This window comes from Aquimarina longa SW024 (genome assembly GCF_001401755.1).
Classification (GTDB): domain Bacteria; phylum Bacteroidota; class Bacteroidia; order Flavobacteriales; family Flavobacteriaceae; genus Aquimarina; species Aquimarina longa.
Map to the genome: position 1 here is coordinate 737,550 of NZ_KQ474099.1, position 22,006 is coordinate 759,555.

At 31.4% G+C, this 22,006-nt stretch carries 21 protein-coding genes; 10 read left to right on the top strand and 11 right to left on the bottom strand.

Annotation, left to right across the window (positions count from 1 at the left end; genetic code table 11):
* Positions 1 to 15: 15 nt before the first annotated feature.
* The 5 genes from N456_RS12055 (at position 16) to nadD (ending at position 3,341) form a co-directional block, all read left to right on the top strand.
* Positions 16 to 567 carry a CopD family protein gene (locus N456_RS12055; protein WP_062057229.1) on the top strand — a complete coding sequence of 184 codons (552 nt, stop codon included), beginning with the start codon at positions 16 to 18 and terminating at the stop codon, positions 565 to 567.
* A gap of 5 nt (positions 568 to 572) precedes the next feature.
* Complete coding sequence (locus N456_RS12060; RefSeq protein ID WP_062057231.1) at positions 573 to 1,121, top strand: GNAT family N-acetyltransferase; 549 nt, start codon at positions 573 to 575, stop codon at positions 1,119 to 1,121.
* A 150-nt stretch (positions 1,122 to 1,271) separates the two neighbouring features.
* Entirely contained in the window at positions 1,272 to 2,129 is an 858-nt protein-coding gene (locus tag N456_RS12065) for a YicC/YloC family endoribonuclease (protein WP_062057233.1), read from the top strand.
* Between the two features lie 2 nt (positions 2,130 to 2,131).
* A complete protein-coding gene (gmk, locus tag N456_RS12070; protein ID WP_062057235.1) occupies positions 2,132 to 2,701 on the top strand; it encodes a guanylate kinase in 570 nt (189 codons plus the stop codon).
* Positions 2,702 to 2,759: 58 nt separating this feature from the next.
* Positions 2,760 to 3,341, top strand: a complete 582-nt coding sequence (gene nadD / locus N456_RS12075) for a nicotinate (nicotinamide) nucleotide adenylyltransferase (protein ID WP_062057237.1) — start codon at positions 2,760 to 2,762, stop codon at positions 3,339 to 3,341.
* An 8-nt stretch (positions 3,342 to 3,349) separates the two neighbouring features.
* Here nadD and N456_RS12080 read toward each other — a convergent pair whose 3' ends face one another.
* From N456_RS12080 to N456_RS12095, 4 genes are all read right to left on the bottom strand, one after another.
* Positions 3,350 to 3,979, bottom strand: a complete 630-nt coding sequence (locus tag N456_RS12080) for a hypothetical protein (RefSeq protein ID WP_062057239.1) — start codon at positions 3,977 to 3,979, stop codon at positions 3,350 to 3,352.
* A 426-nt stretch (positions 3,980 to 4,405) separates the two neighbouring features.
* Positions 4,406 to 4,534, bottom strand: a complete 129-nt coding sequence (locus N456_RS25160) for a hypothetical protein (RefSeq protein WP_262482837.1) — start codon at positions 4,532 to 4,534, stop codon at positions 4,406 to 4,408.
* Between the two features lie 309 nt (positions 4,535 to 4,843).
* Complete coding sequence (locus N456_RS12090; RefSeq protein ID WP_062057243.1) at positions 4,844 to 5,623, bottom strand: enoyl-CoA hydratase/isomerase family protein; 780 nt, start codon at positions 5,621 to 5,623, stop codon at positions 4,844 to 4,846.
* Positions 5,624 to 5,705: 82 nt separating this feature from the next.
* Positions 5,706 to 7,166, bottom strand: a complete 1,461-nt coding sequence (locus N456_RS12095; RefSeq protein ID WP_062057245.1) for a sensor histidine kinase — start codon at positions 7,164 to 7,166, stop codon at positions 5,706 to 5,708.
* A gap of 140 nt (positions 7,167 to 7,306) precedes the next feature.
* Here N456_RS12095 and N456_RS12100 point away from each other — a divergent pair, with 140 nt between their 5' ends.
* Positions 7,307 to 8,998 (top strand): ABC transporter ATP-binding protein, encoded by a 1,692-nt coding sequence (locus tag N456_RS12100; protein WP_062057248.1) that lies wholly within the window; start codon positions 7,307 to 7,309, stop codon positions 8,996 to 8,998.
* A 588-nt stretch (positions 8,999 to 9,586) separates the two neighbouring features.
* Here N456_RS12100 and N456_RS12105 read toward each other — a convergent pair.
* From N456_RS12105 to trhO, 6 genes are all read right to left on the bottom strand, one after another.
* The gene (locus N456_RS12105) at positions 9,587 to 10,243 is read right to left on the bottom strand and encodes a CoA transferase subunit B (RefSeq protein WP_062057250.1); all 657 of its coding nucleotides are present in this window, start codon (positions 10,241 to 10,243) and stop codon (positions 9,587 to 9,589) included.
* Positions 10,244 to 10,348: 105 nt separating this feature from the next.
* Entirely contained in the window at positions 10,349 to 11,050 is a 702-nt protein-coding gene (locus N456_RS12110) for a CoA transferase subunit A (protein WP_062057252.1), read from the bottom strand.
* A gap of 207 nt (positions 11,051 to 11,257) precedes the next feature.
* Positions 11,258 to 13,585, bottom strand: a complete 2,328-nt coding sequence (locus N456_RS12115) for a penicillin-binding protein 1A (protein ID WP_062057254.1) — start codon at positions 13,583 to 13,585, stop codon at positions 11,258 to 11,260.
* A gap of 135 nt (positions 13,586 to 13,720) precedes the next feature.
* The gene (locus N456_RS12120) at positions 13,721 to 14,215 is read right to left on the bottom strand and encodes a gliding motility lipoprotein GldH (RefSeq protein WP_062057256.1); all 495 of its coding nucleotides are present in this window, start codon (positions 14,213 to 14,215) and stop codon (positions 13,721 to 13,723) included.
* Complete coding sequence (locus N456_RS12125; RefSeq protein ID WP_062057258.1) at positions 14,202 to 15,482, bottom strand: PSP1 domain-containing protein; 1,281 nt, start codon at positions 15,480 to 15,482, stop codon at positions 14,202 to 14,204. The genes N456_RS12120 and N456_RS12125 overlap by 14 nt, the downstream gene beginning before the upstream one ends.
* Positions 15,483 to 15,643: 161 nt before the next feature.
* Positions 15,644 to 16,675, bottom strand: coding sequence for an oxygen-dependent tRNA uridine(34) hydroxylase TrhO (trhO, locus tag N456_RS12130; RefSeq protein WP_062057260.1), 1,032 nt, complete (start codon positions 16,673 to 16,675; stop codon positions 15,644 to 15,646).
* 563 nt (positions 16,676 to 17,238) lie between these two features.
* Between trhO and recA the strand changes: the two genes are divergently transcribed.
* The 4 genes from recA to N456_RS12150 all read left to right on the top strand — a co-directional run bounded on the left by recA (position 17,239) and on the right by N456_RS12150 (position 21,016).
* The gene (gene recA / locus N456_RS12135) at positions 17,239 to 18,246 is read left to right on the top strand and encodes a recombinase RecA (protein ID WP_062057531.1); all 1,008 of its coding nucleotides are present in this window, start codon (positions 17,239 to 17,241) and stop codon (positions 18,244 to 18,246) included.
* Between the two features lie 205 nt (positions 18,247 to 18,451).
* A complete protein-coding gene (locus tag N456_RS12140) occupies positions 18,452 to 18,859 on the top strand; it encodes a hypothetical protein (RefSeq protein ID WP_062057262.1) in 408 nt (135 codons plus the stop codon).
* 22 nt (positions 18,860 to 18,881) lie between these two features.
* Positions 18,882 to 19,436, top strand: coding sequence for an RNA polymerase sigma factor (locus N456_RS12145; RefSeq protein WP_062057264.1), 555 nt, complete (start codon positions 18,882 to 18,884; stop codon positions 19,434 to 19,436).
* Positions 19,433 to 21,016, top strand: a complete 1,584-nt coding sequence (locus N456_RS12150) for a hypothetical protein (protein ID WP_062057266.1) — start codon at positions 19,433 to 19,435, stop codon at positions 21,014 to 21,016. Before N456_RS12145 ends, N456_RS12150 begins: the two co-directional genes overlap by 4 nt.
* 179 nt (positions 21,017 to 21,195) lie before the next feature.
* On the opposite strand, the gene N456_RS12155 is transcribed toward N456_RS12150, so the two are convergent.
* On the bottom strand, positions 21,196 to 21,945 hold the full coding sequence (locus N456_RS12155; RefSeq protein WP_062057268.1) for a lysophospholipid acyltransferase family protein: 750 nt from the start codon (positions 21,943 to 21,945) through the stop codon (positions 21,196 to 21,198).
* Positions 21,946 to 22,006 lie beyond the last annotated feature (61 nt).

Consider the following 22,006-nt stretch of genomic DNA (forward strand, 5'->3'; position numbering starts at 1 on the left):
AATTTAACTAATGAAATGTTAGAATATTATAATTACATAAAATCTCTTCACCTCATCTTTGTCATTACATGGTTTGCAGGATTGTTTTATATTCCTAGGTTGTTTATTTATCAAATCGAAGCCTCTCAGAAACCTTCTCCTGATAAAGAGATCTTAGAAAAACAGTTAAAGCTAATGTCTAAACGCCTTTGGTTTATCATTACTTGGCCTTCTGCTATATTAGCAACACTCTTTGCAATATGGTTACTTATTTTAATGCCAGCTTGGTTACAACAACCTTGGATGCATGTTAAACTAGGGTTTGTAGTATTGCTTATCGGGTATCATTTAAAATGCCATCATATCTATAAGCAACTTCAAAATGATATTATAAAGTGGTCATCAGGTCAAATGCGTATGTGGAACGAAGGTTCCACTATTATTCTTTTTTCTGTAATTTTTTTAGTAATTGTTCGTGATGCCGTAAATTGGGTATACGGAGTTATCGGAATTCTATCCCTTGCCATTACACTTATGATGGGAATTAAACTCTACAAAAGAATTAGAGATAAGAATTCTAATGCATAATAATTATGGAATATACTCCAAGCACACATCAAACCAAATCAGGTCATACACTTATAATTAGAGAAGCTACCCCAGAAGATGCAGAACAATTAGTGGCTCTAAAACTTCAATATCTAAAAAATACTGATACGATACCTCTATTCGATTATGAATATCCTAACACAGTAGAGGATGAAACAAATCTTATTATAAAAATGCATCAACAAACCAATTGCTTACTCTTAGTCGCAGAAAACAATGGAAATCTTGTTGGTAATATAGATCTTACTGGTAGCTGGCGAAAAAAAATGCAACATACTGCCATGGTAGGGATGGGAATTCATACAGAATGGCAACATCAAGGCATTGGTACTCTTCTATTACAGAATGTACTTGCATGGACAAAATGGACTCAGATAATAAAAACGATATGGTTAGAAGTATATGAGACTAATATAACTGGGATTGCTTTATATAAAAAAATGGGGTTTATACCATCTGGATGTATTCATAACTTTTTCTTAGAAAAAGAAAAGTATATCGATAAAATTACCATGTCCAAAACATTTCTATAAAACTAAGTAAAACAGTAATGTTTGTAACAGTTTTGAAGATAGAATAGATTTTCTAATATAGAATACTGAGTTTATACAACATGTCTACAAGAACTAAGAGGTGAACCTCAGCAGTTTTCCGTATCTTCGTGCAACTTTTATCAAAATTATATGATCAAATCTATGACAGGCTTTGGGAAGTCCATCCTACAGCTACCTACGAAAAAAATAACTATCGAAGTTAAATCATTAAATAGTAAGAATTTAGACTTAAACGCTAGAATTCCATCACAATACCGTGAAAAAGAGCTTCAAATGCGAAATACTATCGCAAAAAAACTGGTAAGAGGTAAAGTTGATTTTGGATTATATGTCGAAGCAACTGGTGAGGAAACATCTAATAAAGTTAATGAGGGTATTGTAAAAGAATATATTAGACAACTATCCAGTATACACCAAGGTGATACCATAGAATTACTAAAGATGGCAGTTCGCATGCCTGATGCCTTAAAAACAGAGCGAGAAGAAATAGATGAAATAGAATTTACTGCTATAAAAGAAGCGCTTACTAAAGCATTATCAGAAATAGAAGAATACAGAAGTGATGAAGGAAAAGCATTAGAAAAAGATTTTAATCTTCGTATAAAAAACATCAGCGAATTACTTGCTAAGGTAATAGAGGTTGATCCCGAACGTATGGAGGTTGTTAGAGAACGACTACATAAAGCTATTTCTGACCTAAAGGAAGAAGTAGATCAAAATCGTTTTGAACAAGAATTGATTTACTATTTAGAAAAATTCGATATCACCGAAGAAAAAGTACGATTAGCAAATCATCTAGAGTATTTTGGCTCCACATTAAATTCTGCTGATTCTAATGGAAAAAAACTTGGGTTTATCACTCAAGAAATAGGTCGAGAAATTAACACTATTGGTAGTAAATCCAATTATGCTCCAATGCAACAACTGGTAGTGCAAATGAAAGATGAACTTGAAAAAATCAAAGAACAACTGCTAAATGTATTATAATAATGAACCAAGGTAAACTTATTGTACTTTCAGCCCCATCTGGAAGTGGAAAAACTACTTTAGTTAAATACTTACTCAATCACAAAGAATTCAATCTTGGATTTTCTATTTCGGCAGCTTCTAGGGAGCCTCGTAATGGAGAAATTCATGGAAAAGATTACTACTTTTTATCACTACAAGAATTTAAAGATAAAATTAAGGCTGATGATTTTTTGGAGTGGGAAGAGGTATATAGAGATAATTTTTATGGAACTTTAAAAAGCGAAGTTCAACGGCTTTGGGATAGCGGGAAACATGTAATCTTTGATATTGATGTAGTAGGTGGCTTAGATATCAAAAGAATCTATCCGGAGCGCACTCTTGCTATTTTTGTAAAACCACCCAGTATCGAAGAATTAAAAATTCGATTAAAGAAGCGTAAGACTGAATCTGAAGATAAAATCAACATGAGAGTATCAAAAGCTTCGACAGAGATGGCTACTGCACCACAGTTTGATGCTATTGTTACTAATGATAATCTTGAGAATGCAAAAGATGAGGTATATCAATTAGTAAAGAAGTTTATTTTATAATAAGATTACAGATTAAGAAAGTACGTTTCTTAATCTGTAAAAAAATGTTGTTTTTTCTATGAAAAAAATCGGATTATATTTTGGAACATTTAATCCTATACACGTTGGTCATTTAGCGATTGCTAATCATATGGCAGAGTTTTCTGATCTAGATGAAATATGGATGGTAGTAACCCCACATAGTCCCCATAAAAAGAAAAGTTCATTACTAGATAATCATCATCGTTATGAAATGGTATATCTAGCTACAGAATCATACCCAAAACTGCAACCTAGTGATATAGAATTTAAACTCTCACAACCTAATTATACGATAAATACACTTATACATTTACAAGAGAAATATGCTAAAAATCAATTTCATCTTATTATGGGCGAGGATAATCTAAAAAGTTTCCATAAGTGGAAAAACTATGAGATCATCTTAGAAAACCATAACATCTATGTATACCCACGTATCGCAGAAGGAATTATAGAAACTCAATTTACCAATCACCCAAAGATACACCGAGTTAATGCTCCTATCATGGAGATTTCTTCTACGTTTATTCGCAAATCAATTGCTAATACTAAAAACGTAAGACCTTTACTTCCTATAGCAGTATGGAAATACATTGATGAAATGAACTTCTATAAATAGTAGCAAAATTAATTATTGTTAGGAGATAAGAAAGTAGTCTTAATTCTTTTGATAAGTGTATGAACCCGACCACTTCCGCCTGCAATAATACCAGCAGTAAGAACGATATCAATAGCCTGAATAATCACACCCTGAACTTCTGAAAGAGTATGCTCTTCATCTCCATTAAATATAATGCCAGACATCAAACGAAATCCTGAAAAAGAAAGAAATAATCCGATTATAAATCCTGTAATAATAGTTCTTCGTTCTCTTTTTAATCCTTGAGTAATTAAAAATTCTTCTAATTTCCTCTTCTCTTTCTTTAATAAAACTATTTCTTTAGCATCTGATTCTATAATCTCTACCTCAGAATTGATGATGCTAGGCTTATCTAAATTGTCAAAAAATGTATTAATTTCTTCGAGTCGATCTTTACTTTGTACTTTAATTTTTTCATTAGGATCATCTATAAAAACCTCTATAAATTGCTCTACTACCAACATTATAACAGATAAATATCCTAAAACAGCAACAACATTACCCGGAGTTAAATGAGAAAGATCTATTGCTGGTAATTGATCTTTAAAATAAACAAATATTGCAATAGCAAATACTGCAAAAACGATAATTGTAGGGTTCTTATACAATGATTTCATAATTAGGTTTATAAGAGTATGTTATCAAAAACATAAATATTTTTACTAATATACTTAGATCATATTTTGGTACAATTGATCCAAACAAAAAACAAGATGAAGAAATTAGTTGACAACATTTATTTTAGCATAACTATAATATCAGACTTTATCGATAATTATTTTCGTTACATCTAACAAAACAACCCTCTCATAAATTTTTTGATAGAACTTTACTGGTTAAATATGCTAAAACAATTATTCGCTATCTCAATTCTTAATCTTACAATTAAAGCTAAGATATATATTTTTAGAACACCTAATGTTTAAGGAATTGTTAACCCCTATCTTATAATAGAGATCTAAAAAATGATACTATTAACAGTTGTTTACTCAGGTAAACAATATATCATCTCTCATTTTTTAGATCTACTAATTACCTAATAATTATCTTTTTTTCATATAATCTCCGCCACAGAGATCAGGATCACACTTAGGAGGTTTTCCTGCTATAACTGCCATTTGAGACGTTTTGTTTAATACTTTTACTCCTCTTAGTTTCATTAATTCTTTCATAATAAAAATTGTTAAAAAATTTGATTTTACCCTAATCAGATAGAGGCACTTAAGGCTTATGCCTGTCATTCATAAATAAAACAGTTAGAGGAACCTAAAAACAGCATATTAAACGTATTCTGATTCTTTATAAATATAATTAAAAAAAGACTTCTTACTGTTTTGTACTGCTACAGATTTATAAATATCACCTTCCATTTTTATCAAAAAAACAAATTTAAACTACTGATTAACAATTAATTGAAATAAAAAACCATGCAAAAATACGTTTAGCATGGTTTTTTATGGGATTAATATACTTTTATGCTATTATTTCCCAGGAAAGTTTGCTTTACGTTTTTCTAAAAACGCAGTAGTTCCTTCTTTAAAGTCTTCTGTCCCAAAACAGTTTCCAAACTGTTCAATCTCTACATTATATCCATTTACTCCGTCTTTAAATGCTGCATTGATAGCTTTAATAGCTGCACTAATAGCAACAGAGGAATTTTTAATAATTTTACCTGCTAACTTCTGTGCAAATGGTAATAACTCTTCCTGAGCAATCAGGTGATTTACCAAACCATATTGCAATGCTTGATTAGCATCGATCATTCCTGCGGTCATTACCATTTCCATCGCTCTACCTTTACCAACTAATATAGGTAATCGTTGTGTCCCTCCATAACCAGGAATCACCCCTAGAGAAACTTCTGGCAATCCCATTTTTGCATTATTACTAGCAACTCTAAAATGTGCTGCCATTGCTAATTCTAATCCTCCCCCTAGAGCAAAACCATTTATCGCGGCAATTACAGGTGTAGAAAGGTTTTCTATATAATCAAAAAGTAACTCTTGTCCTTTTGCTGCCAATTCACTTCCTTCTGACACAGAAAAATCAGCAAACTCACTAATATCAGCTCCTGCTACAAAAGCTTTTTCTCCAGATCCAGTAATAATAATAGCCTTGGTATCTGCATCAAGATCTGCTACTCTAAAAGCCGCATGTAATTCTTGAATCGTCTCTTTATTAAGTGCATTTAATTTTGATGGACGATTAATTGTTATTGTAGTGATTTTGTTATTTTGGGATACTAAAATATTGGTATACATGAAAAAATATTTTTTATCATCTCTTTAAAAAATGAGTTTAATTAAAAAATTTATACAATTTATAAAAAAGAAGCTTTATGTATTATGTATTCTTCGGAAATCTAATTTTAAAAACAGTTCCCTTCTCTTCTCTAGATGTAAAGGTAACACTTCCATTATAGGTTTCCATAATATTTTTAACCATTCCAAGCCCAAGTCCCATACCACTATTTTTAGTAGTAAATTTAGGTTCAAAAACTTTCTTTTTATGCTCCTCACTTATTCCAATCCCATTATCAGATACTATAATAACAACATCTCCGTTTTCTGAAAATACATCTACAATGATTTTAGGTATGCAATCCTCAGGAATTGCTTGTATGGCATTTTTTACCAGATTAGTAACCACTCGTATCAACTGTGTTCTATCGAACTTCGCAATAATTTTCTCTTTCTCTGAAGGAAAAAGAATATAATCTTCATTAAAAATATCTAATGCTAATCCTACAATTTTTATTACATCTAAAGTTTCATTTTTTTGCGCAGGCATCTGTGCAAAATTAGAAAATGCTGAGGCAATAGAACTCATTGTATCAATCTGCTGTATTAACGTATCACTATATTCTTGAAGTTTTTGATGAATATTAGGATCATTAGGATCAAATTTACGCTGAAAACTTTGTACTGTTAATCGCATTGGAGTTAATGGGTTTTTAATCTCATGTGCTACTTGTTTTGCCATTTCTCTCCAAGCAGCCTCACGCTCACTCTTGGCAAGCATTACAGCACTTTCTTCAAGCTCATCGATCATACTATTATATGCATTAACTAATGCATAAATTTCCTCACTGGCATCACCAATAGCAATTCTCTTATTTTGCTTATCTAATCGAGTTTGATCGAGTGTTTCTGAAATTGTCTTTAAGGATCTTGTTATATATTTTGATAAGAAGTAAGCTAGTACAATCGCTACAAGAAGCATGAGCAAGTATACCTGACCTAAACGCCTCAAAAACTCTAGCAATTCTCTTGTAATTAAATCATCATCTTCTAGATATGGTAAATTAAGAATCGCTAAAGGTTTAGCTCTACTATCTGAAATATAGGTATATGATGATAAGAATCGTTCATCATTTTTTTCGGATTTCACTAAATACCTTTTATCATACAAAGAGGCTAATGTATCAATAATAATAGTATTTAACTTATTATCAATAGTATCTTCAATAAAATTACTTTCGGATTTAATTAATAACTTCCCTGATAAATTATAAATATTAACCGGTAATGAATGTTCTTCAGAAATTTGATATATTCTTCCTCGTTCTCTAAAAATCAATGTTACATTTTTTTCATTTACAGGATATGTTGTACTCTTTAAAACATTATTAATCGCTATTTGAATTCGCTCTTCTTTTCGCTCTAATCGCTCTTGATGATACTCTTCTGCCTCTTCTTTATATTGATAAATAGTAACCGCAGCAATCAAAATCGAAGCTAATAGTACCAATGCTGTCATAGAAATAAAAATTCGGGTACGCAGAGAAAGTTTGATTAGCTTCATAATATAATTTAACTTGTAAAGATAGCAAATATCACACCAAAATAGTTGCAAAAAGAAATCTTCAAAAGCATTGAATTCCCTAAATTTACTCACTAAGTGAGATTTTAAAGTTAAATTGAATTACTCTAACTTTTAGAATTATGAATACTACCACATTACTTTCTGTACAAAATCTTTGCGTCTCTTTTTTATCAAAAGAAAAAGAAAACCAAGTGTTATATGACCTCTCATTTGATATTCATAAGAATGAGATTTTAGGGGTTGTCGGAGAATCAGGAAGTGGAAAATCTGTAGCTTCATTAGCAATTCTAGGATTGTTACCTCATAAAGTTTCTAAAATCACAAAAGGAAGGATCCTCTATAATGATACCTCTTTACTTGATTTTGATGAGAAGGCATATAGGGCTATTCGAGGTAATGAAATTGCAATGATTTTTCAGGAACCTATGAGTTCTCTAAACCCTTCTATGAAATGTGGCAAGCAAGTTATAGAACTATTATCTCAGCATACCTCGTTATCAAAAACAGAGCTAAAAGCAGAAGTGCTTTCTTTATTTGAAAAAGTAAAACTTCCTGATCCTAATCGAGCATATAAGTCATATCCTCATCAATTGAGTGGAGGGCAAAAACAGCGTATCATGATTGCTATGGCCATAGCTTGTAAACCAAAACTACTTATTGCTGATGAACCCACAACAGCACTTGATGTAACTGTACAAAAAGAGATTATTGAGCTCATAAAAAATCTACAAAGAGAATATAAAATGAGTGTTCTGTTTATATCTCATGATCTTTCATTGGTTTCAGAGGTTGCTGATCATGTTTTGGTTATGTATCAAGGAGAAATGATAGAATATGGGACTTCGGATAGTATTTTTAATACTCCAAAAAAAGAATATACCAAGGCTTTAATTAAAGCAAGACCTCCTATGGATGTTAGATTTAAAAAACTACCAATCATAGCTGATTTTCTAGAAGAAACAGATCAAAACGTAGAAATTATCTCTAAAGAAAAAAGAACGCAACATCATAAAGATTTATACAGTAAACCTCCTTTATTAGAAGTTATTAATGTCAAAAAAAGCTATTTTTCTAAGGTAAGTCTATTTAAGAAAATAGAATTTAAAGCCGTAGATGGAGTGAGCTTAAAACTCTATGAAGGTGAAACCTTAGGATTGGTAGGAGAGTCAGGCTGCGGCAAATCGACTTTAGGAAACACTATATTACAACTGGATAAAGCGAATAGTGGCCAGATTATTTATAAAGGACAAGATATCACCAAATTATCTTCTTCTGAGATGAGAAACCTTAGAAAAGAAATTCAATTGATATTTCAAGATCCTTTTGCTTCATTAAATCCAAGAATGACTGTTGGTAGAGCAATTATGGAGCCAATGCAAGCTCATAAATTATACTCCAATGATTCTGAACGAAAACAAAAAGTGATCGAATTATTAAATCGTGTAAGCCTTACTGAGGAGCATTTTAATCGCTATCCTCATGAGTTTAGTGGAGGACAACGACAGAGAATAGGTATTGCCAGAACAATAGCTTTACAGCCTAAGCTTATCATATGTGATGAATCCGTTAGTGCATTAGATATATCTGTACAGGCACAGGTATTAAACCTATTAAACGAATTAAAAGATAATTTTGGATTTACCTATATTTTTATATCTCATGACTTAGCAGTAGTAAAGTATATGTCTGATCAATTATTAGTAATGAATAAAGGTAAAATAGAAGAACAGGGAGATGCTGATTCGATATATAAAAATCCAAAAAAAGAGTATACCAAAGCACTTATCGAAGCTATTCCTAAAGGAAAGTAATCTGGCAGAGTTTGTTTAAAACAATTAATTAAAACTGGTTATAATTAAAAAAAAGCCTATTAAGCAATAACTGACTAACAGGCTTTTTTTAATCGCTACTTGGGGGATTTTGATTAATTAACAATCAAAAAATTACATTAATAAAAATACTTTTTTAGCGACAAAAACACAATTAGAAATCAAATCCATTGTAGGCTTTATTGATTGCTGCAGACGGTTTATACGTTTTTTCATAATAGGGGAAACTTATGTGGATTAATATTATATTTTACAAAATCTTTAAAAAACAATGTATCTATTAGAACTCCATTTTTTAGAGCGTGTCTAATATCCAAATTTTTTTTAATAAAAACGCTTAAACACCTAAACAATAGATGAAATACACTAAATTTTAACATTTAAATGTTAACATCATGCTTTTTACACTTAAAGTAAAGGTTTAAGGTCATAAAAATGAGATATTTGTGTAAGTTTTTTCTTTCAAAATTAAATTTAATATCACATTTTTAAATAAACGATTCTTTTCTAAATATATTATCCGTGCTATCCTAATTATTATTCGTTAGCGTATTTATAGAATTAGATAAATCAATCTAAGATCATTTCTGGAACATCTCCTTCGACGATAAGATTACCTTCTGTTGCATTTTTAATATCTTCTACAGATACTCCAGGTGCTCTTTCTAAAAGTTTAAAACCACTATCTGTTACTTCTAAAAAAGCTAAGTTAGTCACTATTTTTTTTACACATCCAACCCCTGTAAGTGGGAGTGAACATTTCTTAAGCAGTTTAGACGCTCCTGCTTTATTAGTATGCATCATAGCAACAATGATATTTTCTGCACTAGCTACGAGGTCCATTGCACCTCCCATCCCTTTAACCATTTTTCCAGGGATTTTCCAGTTTGCGATATCTCCTTCCTCAGAAACTTCCATTGCTCCAAGAATTGTCAGATCAACATGTTTTCCTCTAATCATACTAAAACTGGTAGCCGAATCAAAAAATGATGCTCCTGGCATGGTAGTAATAGTCTGTTTTCCTGCATTTATGATATCTGCATCTTCTTCTCCTTCAAAGGGAAAAGGCCCCATTCCCAAAACTCCATTTTCGCTTTGAAACTCGACTTCTATTCCTTGAGGAATATAATTGGCTACCAAAGTAGGTATACCGATTCCTAAATTAACAAAGTATCCATCTTGTAGTTCTTTGGCAATACGTTTTGCAATTCCGTTTTTATCAAGCATGAGTTTACTCTTTTATTTTAAATAAAGTTTATAAAGTTAAAATAGAACCTAAACTTTCTAAACCTCTATATAATTTATATTTTTTTATTGTTTTAAAAAATGAGATTACCCTCTTTTACGAACTGTACGTTGTTCTATCCTTTTCTCATATTGGTTTCCTTGAAAAATTCGTTGTACAAATATCCCTGGAATATGTATCTGATCTGGATCTAAGGTACCTGCAGGTACTAATTCTTCAACCTCAGCTATTGTAATTTTTGCTGCACCACACATACATGGGTTAAAATTCCTTGCTGTTCCTTTAAAAATTAAATTCCCTGCTTCATCTCCTTTCCATGCTTTTACAAATGCAAAATCGGCTTCAAATGCATTTTCTAACACATACATTTTACCATTAAATTCTCTAGTTTCTTTTCCTTCTGCTACCTCAGTACCATAACCTGCTGGTGTATAAAATGCTGGAAAACCGCCCTGAGCTGCACGACATCTTTCTGCCAAAGTACCTTGTGGTATCAACTCTACATCTAATTCTCCACTAAGCATTTGCCGTTCAAATTCTTCATTTTCTCCTACATAAGAAGAAATCATTTTTTTAATTTGTTTTTTTTGAAGTAGAAGCCCTAATCCAAAATCATCGACTCCTGCATTATTGGATATACAGGTAAGCCCTTTAATATCTGATTTTACAAGTTCTTTAATAGAATTTTCAGGAATGCCACATAGGCCAAATCCTCCAAGCATAAAGGTCATATCATCTTTGATACCGACCAAAGCTTCGGTAACATTGGATACCGTTTTACGAATCATAATATTCTAATTTTAGCAGACTAAAAATACTAAAAAAAACAGTACTATATCGTTTGAGGAAACGATAGTTATTAATAAAGAGTTAATCATTATAAGCTATCATTTCTTAGGTGCAGGTTTTATATATAATAACTTCAGAATATAGCATCTAACCTAAAAAGGAAATTTAACTCCAATCACACAAAAAACTAATTACCTGTCATTAATCTATAAACTAAACTCATCTATGTTTTCATCTTGGCTATTGTTCTTTCTAAAAGCATCACAATTAACTTCTATACTAAGGTCTTTTGGCTTAGTAAATGCTGCTTTAGAAATTTTTAGTGTTTTATCTTCATAGCATTTTCTCATAAACAACCCCCATATAGGTAATGCCATTGCTGCTCCCTGACCAAATCTAGTGGTTCTAAAATGAACTGCTCTATCATCTCCACCAACCCAAACTCCTGTACAAAGATTAGGAACAATTCCCATAAACCAGCCATCACTTTGATTTTGTGTTGTTCCTGTTTTACCTGCAATAGGGTTTGTAAACTGATATGGATATCCTGTAATTACGTTTTTAAGATCATAGCGAGAAGAAGGTCCTGATCGTAAACGAGCTCCTGATCCTGATTGTGTAACTCCCTCCATTAGGTTAATCGTAACATAAGCTGCCTCTTTACTAATTACATCTCTAGTTTCTGGTACAAACTGATACAAAATCGTACCATTTTTATCCTCAATACTAGTAATTGTTACTGGCTTAGTGTAGATTCCTTGATTAGCAAAAGTACTATATGCGCCCACCATTTCTGATAATTTTAAATCTACTGAACCTAATGATATCGAGGCTACTTCTAGAATCTCTGATTCTACTCCCATTTTGTTTGCTAACCGTACAATAGGTACTGGTCCTATTTTATCCATTAATCGTGCAGAAATAGTATTTACAGATTTAGCTAATGCTTCTTTAAGACTCATATAACCTGTATAGTCTGCATCACTATTTTTTGGTGTCCAATCTTCTAATACACCATGAGAGCCTGCAGGAATGGTTATCTGAGATTTTGGTAACGTATCGCAAGGCGATAGCTTAAGTTGATCAACGGCAGTTGCATATACAAAAGGTTTAAATGTAGATCCTACCTGACGTGCTCCTTGATATACATGATCATATTGAAAATGTTTATAGTTTACTCCCCCAACCCATGCTCTTACATGTCCTGTTTGTGGTTCCATAGACATTAATCCTGAGCGCAAAAACTTTTTATAGTATAAAATAGAATCTCGTGGAGTCATTATAGTATCTATTTCTCCTTTCCAGTTAAATATTCTCATTTCAGTCTTTTCGTCAAAAGACTTTAATATTTCTTTTTCCGTTTTGCCCTGACTCAGCATTTTCTTTCTTCTGGCAGATGTTTTAATACTACGATTTAATATTCTTTCTACTTCAGTTTTTGTGATATTTCTAAAAGGACTGGTTTTATTATCTTTTTCTTGCTTATCAAATTCTTTTTGAAGATTAGACATATGCTCTTTTACTGCTTCTTCTGCATATTTCTGCATACGAGAGTCTATAGTTACATTAATTCGTAATCCATCTCTATAGATATCATAATACACTTCATCTCCATCTTCATTTTCTCCTTTAGGGTTCTTTTTTACCCAATTAGACATCCAGCTTCTTACATATTCTCTAAAATAAGTTGCTACTCCATCATTATGACCTTCTGGAGAATAGTCTAACTTCAATGGTATTTGTTTTAGGCTATCTCTTTCTTGCTCAGTAATATATTCATATTTCTCCATCTGATTAAGAACAACATCTCTTCGATTTTTCACTAATTCTGGTCGCCTCAGAGGATTAAAAAGGGATGAGTTTTTTAACATCCCGACTAATACTGCTGCTTCTTCTTTTGCAAGATCTTTTGGGTTTTTACCAAAATAAATTCTTGATGCTGAACTTACACCAATAGCTTGATTTAAAAAATCATACTTATTAAGATACATCGTTACGATCTCTTTCTTGGTATATTGTCTTTCTAGCCGTGTTGCAATTACCCATTCTTGAATTTTTTGTAAATATCTTTCAAACTTATTCCTTGATCCCCCAGTGAATAATTGCTTTGCTAATTGCTGTGATATCGTACTTGCTCCTCCTCTACTTCCTAAAAAGATAAAAGCTCTAAGTGTCCCTCTTGCGTCTATCCCTGAGTGTTCATAAAATCTTGCATCTTCTGTAGCTACTAAAGCATTTACCAAATGCTCAGGAAGATCTTCGTAATTGACTGGTGTACGGTTTTCTTTAAAAAATGTGCCTATCTGCACTCCATCTGAAGAGATGATCTGGGTAGCGAGATCATTTTTAGGGTTTTCTAATTCTTCAAATTTTGGCATCTCTCCAAAAACTCCCCAGCTTGCAAAAAGAAATAATAATGCTATTAAAAATATCCCTGCACCAAATAGTACCCAAAATACTTTTATAAATTTTAGCGTACTGTTAACTGGCTTTTTTGTAGTTCTTTTTTTCGACTTGGATTTTGCCTTTGCCATATATTTTTAGCTATTTAATCTATTGTTTTTCAAAGGTCAGAGGAATTCCTCAATACTAACTTATACTTAATTATCTATTCTTTTTATAAAAACGCGGAACAGACTTTTTTTTTATAATTAACTTTTAAATTATAACTAAAGATTCTGTTTTTTTTCTATTCTAAATCCAACATCCGTAATCCCTACTAGAGATGACACTCCATTAACTTCTCCATTCTTTCGCATTGCATGCTGTAAAATTATTATATACTCTCCTTGTTCTTTAAAGCTTACATTCTCTTTATACCACAATTTATTCTCTTTAAGGTCAGTAAACCCTGTTCCTAACCATTCTCCATTAGGCATTGCAAAACGATATTCTAAGGTATCTGTAATTACTTTCCCATTTGGAAATTTCATTTCGCTAATTAAAAATAAATTATTGTATTTATACTCATTATTATTACGAATATTAATAAATAAATCATACGTTTCTAGAGAGTCTAATTGAGGGAGTTTAAAACTTATTTTCTCATTCATTTCCCAAGCACCTGATACTGTTTGATACTGGTCAAAAACTTGTTTATCATCACAAGAGACTATACTAATAATTACACTAAAAATTATTATGAAAAACTTAAGCTTTATCATTATTCCTATTACGAGATCTGCGTTTTTTATTACGTTGATTCTTTGATTTATTTGAATTCCTATTTTCAGGAGTTGTTCCTTTAGTTTTCTTTGAAGCTACTACTTGCTTTTCTAAAGGTCTTTTATTCCCTGTATTACTTCTTCTTTTGTTTCGATTCCTTCTTTTATTACGTTTTGGCTGATCAAATCGTGTTAAACTATCTTGTCCTACAACGTTTTCAAAATTCGTTTTAGTATCTCCTATGAATTCTGAAACATATTCTTCTAAGCTAATTACTTTTTCGCCACTAGTATTTGCAGCAATTATCTCATTGACATCTTCGGTAGAGATTCTGTGCCAGTTCATCCATTCTCCTTCATAAGCATACCATGATATTCCTTTAAAAATATCAATTTTTTGGCATACAGCAACTCCTTTTTCGGTTTTAAGTTTTACGTCCGTTTTAGGAAAGCTATTGAGTGCATCAATATATGCATCTAGTTCATAATTAAGGCAACATTTTAATTTTCCACATTGTCCTGCTAATTTTTGAGGATTTAAAGACAACTGCTGATATCTTGCTGCGCTTGTGTTTACTGATCTAAAATCAGTAAGCCATGTAGAGCAACATAGTTCTCGACCACAAGAGCCAATACCCCCTAAACGAGCAGCTTCTTGCCTAAATCCTACTTGACGCATTTCTATACGTGTACTAAATTCTTGTGCAAATTCTTTTATCAATTGCCTAAAATCAACTCGTTCTTCTGCGGTATAATAAAATGTAGCTTTTGATCCATCTCCCTGAAATTCAATATCAGAAATTTTCATCTGTAACTTTAATCTAATTGCAATTTCTCGAGCGCGAACTTTCATACTTTCTTCTCGATCACGAGCTTTTTGCCATATATCGATATCTTTCTGAGAAGCTTTTCTATATATTTTCTTTACTTCTTCACTAGTTATATCTACTTTCTTTTTTTTCATTTGCACACGAACCAATTCGCCAGTAAGTGTAACTATACCTATATCATGACCTGGAGAGGATTCTGTAGCGACAACATCGCCAATACTTAAAGAAAGATTTTCTGTATTTTTAAAGAAGTGTTTTCTTCCATTTTTAAACCGTATTTCAACACAGGAAAAAGGTGCTGATCCACTAGGAAGTGACATATTTGATAACCAATCAAAAACGGTTAACTTATTACAACCATCTGTACCACAGGTACCATTATTCTTACAACCTTTTGGTTGCCCGTCTTTTGCGGAGGAACAACTGTTACACCCCATATTTTCTATATATATTGAAATTTGTCTACGATAAAAACGTAACAAATACGGTTCTTACTTATAGCTAGAAACACCCCATTTCTAACATATCAATCGCTAAAGATACTATGAAATGAGGATAAAAAAAACTATCTGCTATAGTATCTTTAGCTTTTTAGATATTACTTCTTGTATTTCAATGCCTCAGAACGGCCTTTTTTAAAGATTTTATTGCTATTACCTTTACCTTTTCTCAATGCTTTTTGTTCTTCATATGGTAATCGATTAACCTCCATACATTCTTTAGAACAACAATTTTCTAATACTGTTGCACATTCTTCGCATTGAATAAACAGTAAGTGACAGGCCTCATTCTCACAATTAACATGGGTGTCACAAGGCGCACCACATTGATGACAATTGGCTATTATATCATTAGATATACGCTCAGATCTCCTATGGTCAAAAACAAAATTTTTACCTAGAAATTTATTCTCTAATCCCTGTGATTCTACTTGTCGTGCATATTCAATAATACCTCCTTCTAGCTGAAATACATTTTTAAACCCTTTATGCTTATAATATGCACTAGCTTTTTCGCATCGTATACCACCAGTACAATACATTACTAATTTTTTATCCTCCTTATGGTCCTTAAGGTCTTCTTCTATAATATCCAAAGAATCTCTAAATGTATCTACATCAGGAGTTACTGCTCCTTTAAAATGACCTATTTCACTTTCATAATGATTACGCATATCTACCAATACGGTATTGGGATCTTCTATAAGTGTATTGAATTTTTTTGCATCTACATGAACTCCTTTATCTGTAACATCAAAAGCATTATCATCTAATCCATCAGCAACAATCTTTTTTCGAATTTTTACCTTTAGTTTTAAAAAAGACTTTATGTCTTGTTCTCTCGCGATATTAAGACGCACATTTTCTAAAAAAGTAATACTATCTAAATGTTTTTTGAAAGCTGTAAAGTGTGGTGCAGGAACAGATAATTGTCCGTTTATTCCCTCTTTAGCTACATAAATCCGACCTAGAACATCAAGTTCGTTCCAATGGATAAAAAGGTGATTTCTAAAGATTTCTGTGTTACCGATATGTGCGTATTTATAGAAAGATAGCGTAAGACGGTCTGTACCGGCTTCATCAATAAGAGCTGCTCTTTCTTTTGCACTTAATTTGTTGTACAGTTGCATGCTATACCTATGTTTTATAAGTTAAAAGAAATTATTTATTTCAGACAAAATTACAAATAATTTTGATTTTAAGATTTTATTCTTTTTACCTAAGTAATTTTTAAATAACTCTGTTAAAAAAAAACATTAAAAACCTAAAGTTTCAAAAAATGAAACTAACTCTCTATTTTTACTTAGAGTAATCATCTTTTTGCAAAAGATAGACACAAACCTTGAGTATCTTTAAACGATCAAGCATTATAGCTATTAAAAATTTAATCGTAATGAAAAACTTAAGAAATCTTACAGGAACAAAAAACACTTAGTAAAGAGTAACAAAAAAGTATTAATGGTGGTTCAATGTTTTAATTGTAAAGGTCGTTTACAACCGATTCATTGTAAAGGAGATGATTCTGACAATGGTTAGGAAATCAATAAATAATATAAAAAACACATTATAAATTAAATAGCTAGTATTTGTTGTTAATAACGATTTCACAATCCATATCTTAACTATAAAAAGAAATAGTACTTTAGCAAAAAGTTTAATCCCAATGTCAAATCCAGATATATTTGATCAACAAATGAGCACAGAGAAAGACGCAAAATTAAAAGCATTAAAGCTTACCTTAGATAAATTAGATAAAGCATACGGAAAAGGAACTGTAATGAAGATGGGGGATAGTGCCGTTCAGGAGGTAGATGTTATCCCTACAGGATCACTGGGTCTAGACCTAGCATTAGGAGTTGGTGGATATCCCAGAGGAAGAGTTATTGAAATATATGGTCCTGAATCTTCTGGTAAAACAACACTTACACTACATGCGATAGCTCAGGCGCAAAAATCAGGAGGTATTGCAGCCTTTATTGATGCAGAACATGCGTTTGATCGTTTTTATGCAGAAAAATTAGGTGTTGATATCGACAGCTTAATTATTTCTCAACCAGATCATGGAGAGCAAGCTTTAGAAATTACTGATAACTTAATCCGATCTGGAGCTATCGATATTATTGTTATTGATTCTGTTGCTGCATTAACTCCAAAAAGCGAAATCGAAGGTGAAATGGGAGATTCTAAAATGGGTCTTCATGCAAGATTAATGTCTCAAGCACTTCGAAAACTAACCAGTTCTATTAGTAAAACGAATTGTACCGTAATATTCATTAACCAACTCCGTGAAAAAATTGGAGTGATGTTTGGAAATCCTGAGACCACAACAGGTGGTAATGCTTTAAAGTTTTATGCTTCTGTACGTTTAGATATCCGTCGTTCTACACAGATAAAAGATAGTAATAGTGAGGTACAGGGTAATAAAACTCGTGTAAAAGTGGTTAAGAATAAGGTAGCACCACCTTTTAGAACTGCAGAATTTGATATCATGTACGGGCAGGGTATTTCTAAAAATGGTGAAATCATTGATATTGGTGTTGATTATGAGATCATTAAAAAAAGTGGCTCGTGGTTTAGCTATCAAGACACTAAACTTGGTCAAGGACGAGATTCTGTAAAAAATTTACTAAATGATAATCCAGAACTTATGGAAGAACTTGAAGAAAAAATCAAAGAAGCCATAAAAATTGTAAAAGAATAAAAATATCTTACATAACAATTTTAAAATCCCGAAGTTCGGGATTTTTTTATACCCAATATCCGGATATACTATATCATTTATCACATAAATCTAAGCTAAAAATAAATATGTGTTTTCTTACAATAAAACATTTATTAATTTTTTACATATGATATAAAGCAACCTTATCCATAGTAAAGCATCTATTTATCAAATGAACGATATAATGAGAAGGATAAAAATAATTTTAATAGTTCTTATAATAAGTATCTTTGGATGCTCTGATGATGATACTAGCTTTTTCTATGAATTAATTCCTATTCAAAATGTCGTTCTTCCTGATTATTTTAAAAAAGGAGAAACACACAAAGTTATTGTATCTTATTACAAGTCAACTAATTGTCATTATTTTTCGGGTTTTGACTATAATAAATCAAGCAATAAACGGGCAGTGTCTGTAGTTAATTTAAAAATTGACAAGAAAGAATGTAAAGACATAGAGACTAAGGATTTAATAGAAGTTTCCTTTAATTTTTTTGTTGGAAAAGAAAAGTCTTACATTTTTAAATTTTGGCAAGGAAGAGATAAGAATGGAAATCATACGTTTTTAACAGTAGAAGTACCTGTAAAATAATTAGTATATAAAAAAGGTGTTAGTGGGTTTAGACCAACTTATAAAAAAATGCAAGAAAAGAAATGCTCAGGCTCAAGAGCAATTATACAGGTTGTATAGTAGCAAGCTGTTTTCAATATGCTTAAAATATTCTAATGATTATTCTAGTGCGGAAGACATCTTACAAGATTCTTTTATAACCATTTTTGATAAAATAAATCAATATAAAAATCAAGGTTCTTTTGAAGGATGGATAAAACGAATAACGATAAATACAGCATTACAAAAATATAGAAAACAAAAGGTTTTTGAGATTATTAATGAAGACCAACTTGAAGAAGAAGTAGAGATACAAATTGATGATAATGAGATTCCTCTGGAATATCTACTAAAAATAATTCAACAATTACCAGATCGATATCGGTTAGTATTTAATCTATATGTGTTAGATGGTTATTCTCATAAAGAGGTTGCAGAAATGTTAGAGATATCTACAGGAACTTCTAAATCTAATTTATCAAGAGCAAGAACTATTTTAAAAGAAAAACTACAACTCAACCAAGAGCTTTATGCTCGATCAATTAAAGGAAGAGGATGAATGATAAAAAAAACATAGATCGGTTATTTCAGGAAAGATTTAAAGATTTTGAAATTACTCCAGATGAAGCTGTATGGGCAAAGATTAAAGCTCATCAAAAAAAGCAAGAGAAGAGAGTTCTTCTAATTCCTATTTGGTATAAAACTGCGGGGGTTGCTGCATTAATTGCTATCATATTTGGTATTAGCTATTCGTATTTATCCCTTAGCCCACAAAACGATACTATTATAACTAATTCAAACACCAAAAAGAGAATTGAAAAGACACCTAATGATTATTTTAAACCTATTTCTTCAGAAAAAAATAGAATAGTTACAGAAGAAAAAGAAACAAATAACAATACTATAAAAGCAAAAGCCATTGAGCCTAATCAGAATCCTGAGATGCATCCACATAATAATTTTAAACCTTTTGTTACCAAAGAAAATTCGGTTGCTAAAACTTCAAAACAGACATCTCCTCAACCTAAAAAAAATGAGAACTTAACTTCTATACCTAGTTCCATTTATAAAGATCAAATTACTGATAACACCGCGTTTACCCAAGAACACAACATAACCAAACAAATTGATCCATTACAAAATGCTCCCCCCTCTACTAACAAGAAAAAAACAAACGAAACAAATGTTATTGCAGGTTATCAAAATAAAGATTTGAAATCAGAAAAAGAGCACCCTCTTTTTATAACACCTAATAAAAGTAATAATTCTATTGACACTACTGATATTGTAGAAAAAAATATAGTTAAAAATGATACAGAGAACAGTACTACCGAAGAGAATCTAGATCAGAAGAATAAAAAATCTATTTTTGATGCTATAAACCATGATGAAGAAGAACTCCCTGAAGAGGCTATAGCAATAAAAAAATGGAATATCACACCTAACATTGCTCCTGTATATTATAATACTACAGGAAATGGATCTTCTATAGATGCTCAGTTTGCTGATAATGAAAAAAAGGGTGAAATAAATATGAGTTATGGCATACAAGTTTCTTATGCTATAAACAAAAAAATTAGTGTCCGTTCTGGAATAAATAAGGTTGCTTTTAGCTATAATACCAAAGATGTAGGTTTTACTCCTTCTAGAATAGCTCAGCATTTAGGAAACATCAATTATAATACTTCTTCTGATGTTATTTTAATTTCTGATGTTAGAGATACAGAAACTAGTGAGCCTCTTGATTTTACCTCAGATGCTATAAACCAAAAACAAAATGTAGGATTACTCAATCAAAGTATTGAATATATAGAGGTTCCTATGGAAATGAAATATGCTTTGATTACTAAAAAAATTGGAGTCAATATTATTGGAGGTATTAGTACACTATTCTTGCAAAATAATAGTATTGCTATAAAAACTGGAAGTCTTGAAACTCCCATAGGCAACGCCAATAATCTTAACAGCACGAGCTTTAGTGGTAATATCGGGCTAGGAATAGGGTATCAAATATCAGATCAGTTAGAAGCTAGCCTTGAACCAATTTTTAAATATCAGTTTAATGCATTTAATAACAATACAGGTAATTTTAAGCCTTATTATTTTGGCATATATACAGGAATCAGTATTAAGTTTTAAAATAATAATAATTTAGTTAGTTCGGTAGTTATTGCCTTGGTAAGCAATAATGAGCAAAGTCGTTTCTATAGAGAAGCGGCTTTTGTTTTTTTATAGGTCATTTATAAAAATCAATTGTATAAGAAAAGAGTATGCTTTGTTATTACAATTAAATTGGTAGTATGGCTGAGACAAACTTATTATACCTTATTTCTAAGGTTTGTTTCTAAGGTTTTTAAAATAATGGAATGAGTTATTTCCTTCAGTTCCTTTTTATGCTCTTGCGTTAGTCCCTGAGTTGTGATTTCTTTACAAATATGTGCTCTCATTATACCTGGACTTCCGCTAAAAAAAGTATACGAAAATCGTTTTTTATTATCAAAAAACACCAATGGTACTACTGGGATTTGATGATCTATTGCTAATCTAAAGGCTCCATCTTTAAATACATCTAGGACTACAGATTCATCATCAGGAACTCCTCCTTCAGGAAAAATACAAATACTAACTCCTTTACGCAATCTTGCTTGTGCACGATCAAAAACCTCTCTCCTACTACGCTGGCTATTACGATCTACCAAGATACAAGTACGCTTGTAGAAAAATCCAAAAACTGGAATTTTTGCTAACTCTTTTTTTCCTACAAATACAAAAGGGTTTTTTACCGAATACAACATTAACATAATATCTGTCATAGAGGTATGATTAGCAACAAACATGTAGCTTTTTTTCCTATCGGGCTCAGCTTCTTTGGTTAATTTTGGTATAAATCCACATCCGTATAATACAATTTTTGCCCAAAACCTAGCGACTACAAAAAACTGCGGATACCACTCTTCTCTAGAAGAAAATAGTAATAATAATGGAAACATAATAAGTATAGGAACACCCATAAGGATATAAAACCAAATGCGCCATAATAAAATAAGCATGTTCCTAAATATATACATTTCTCAAAAATACATAATTGATTTGAGCTATGTGAACAAAAAAATTACCTTTGTTCAGAAT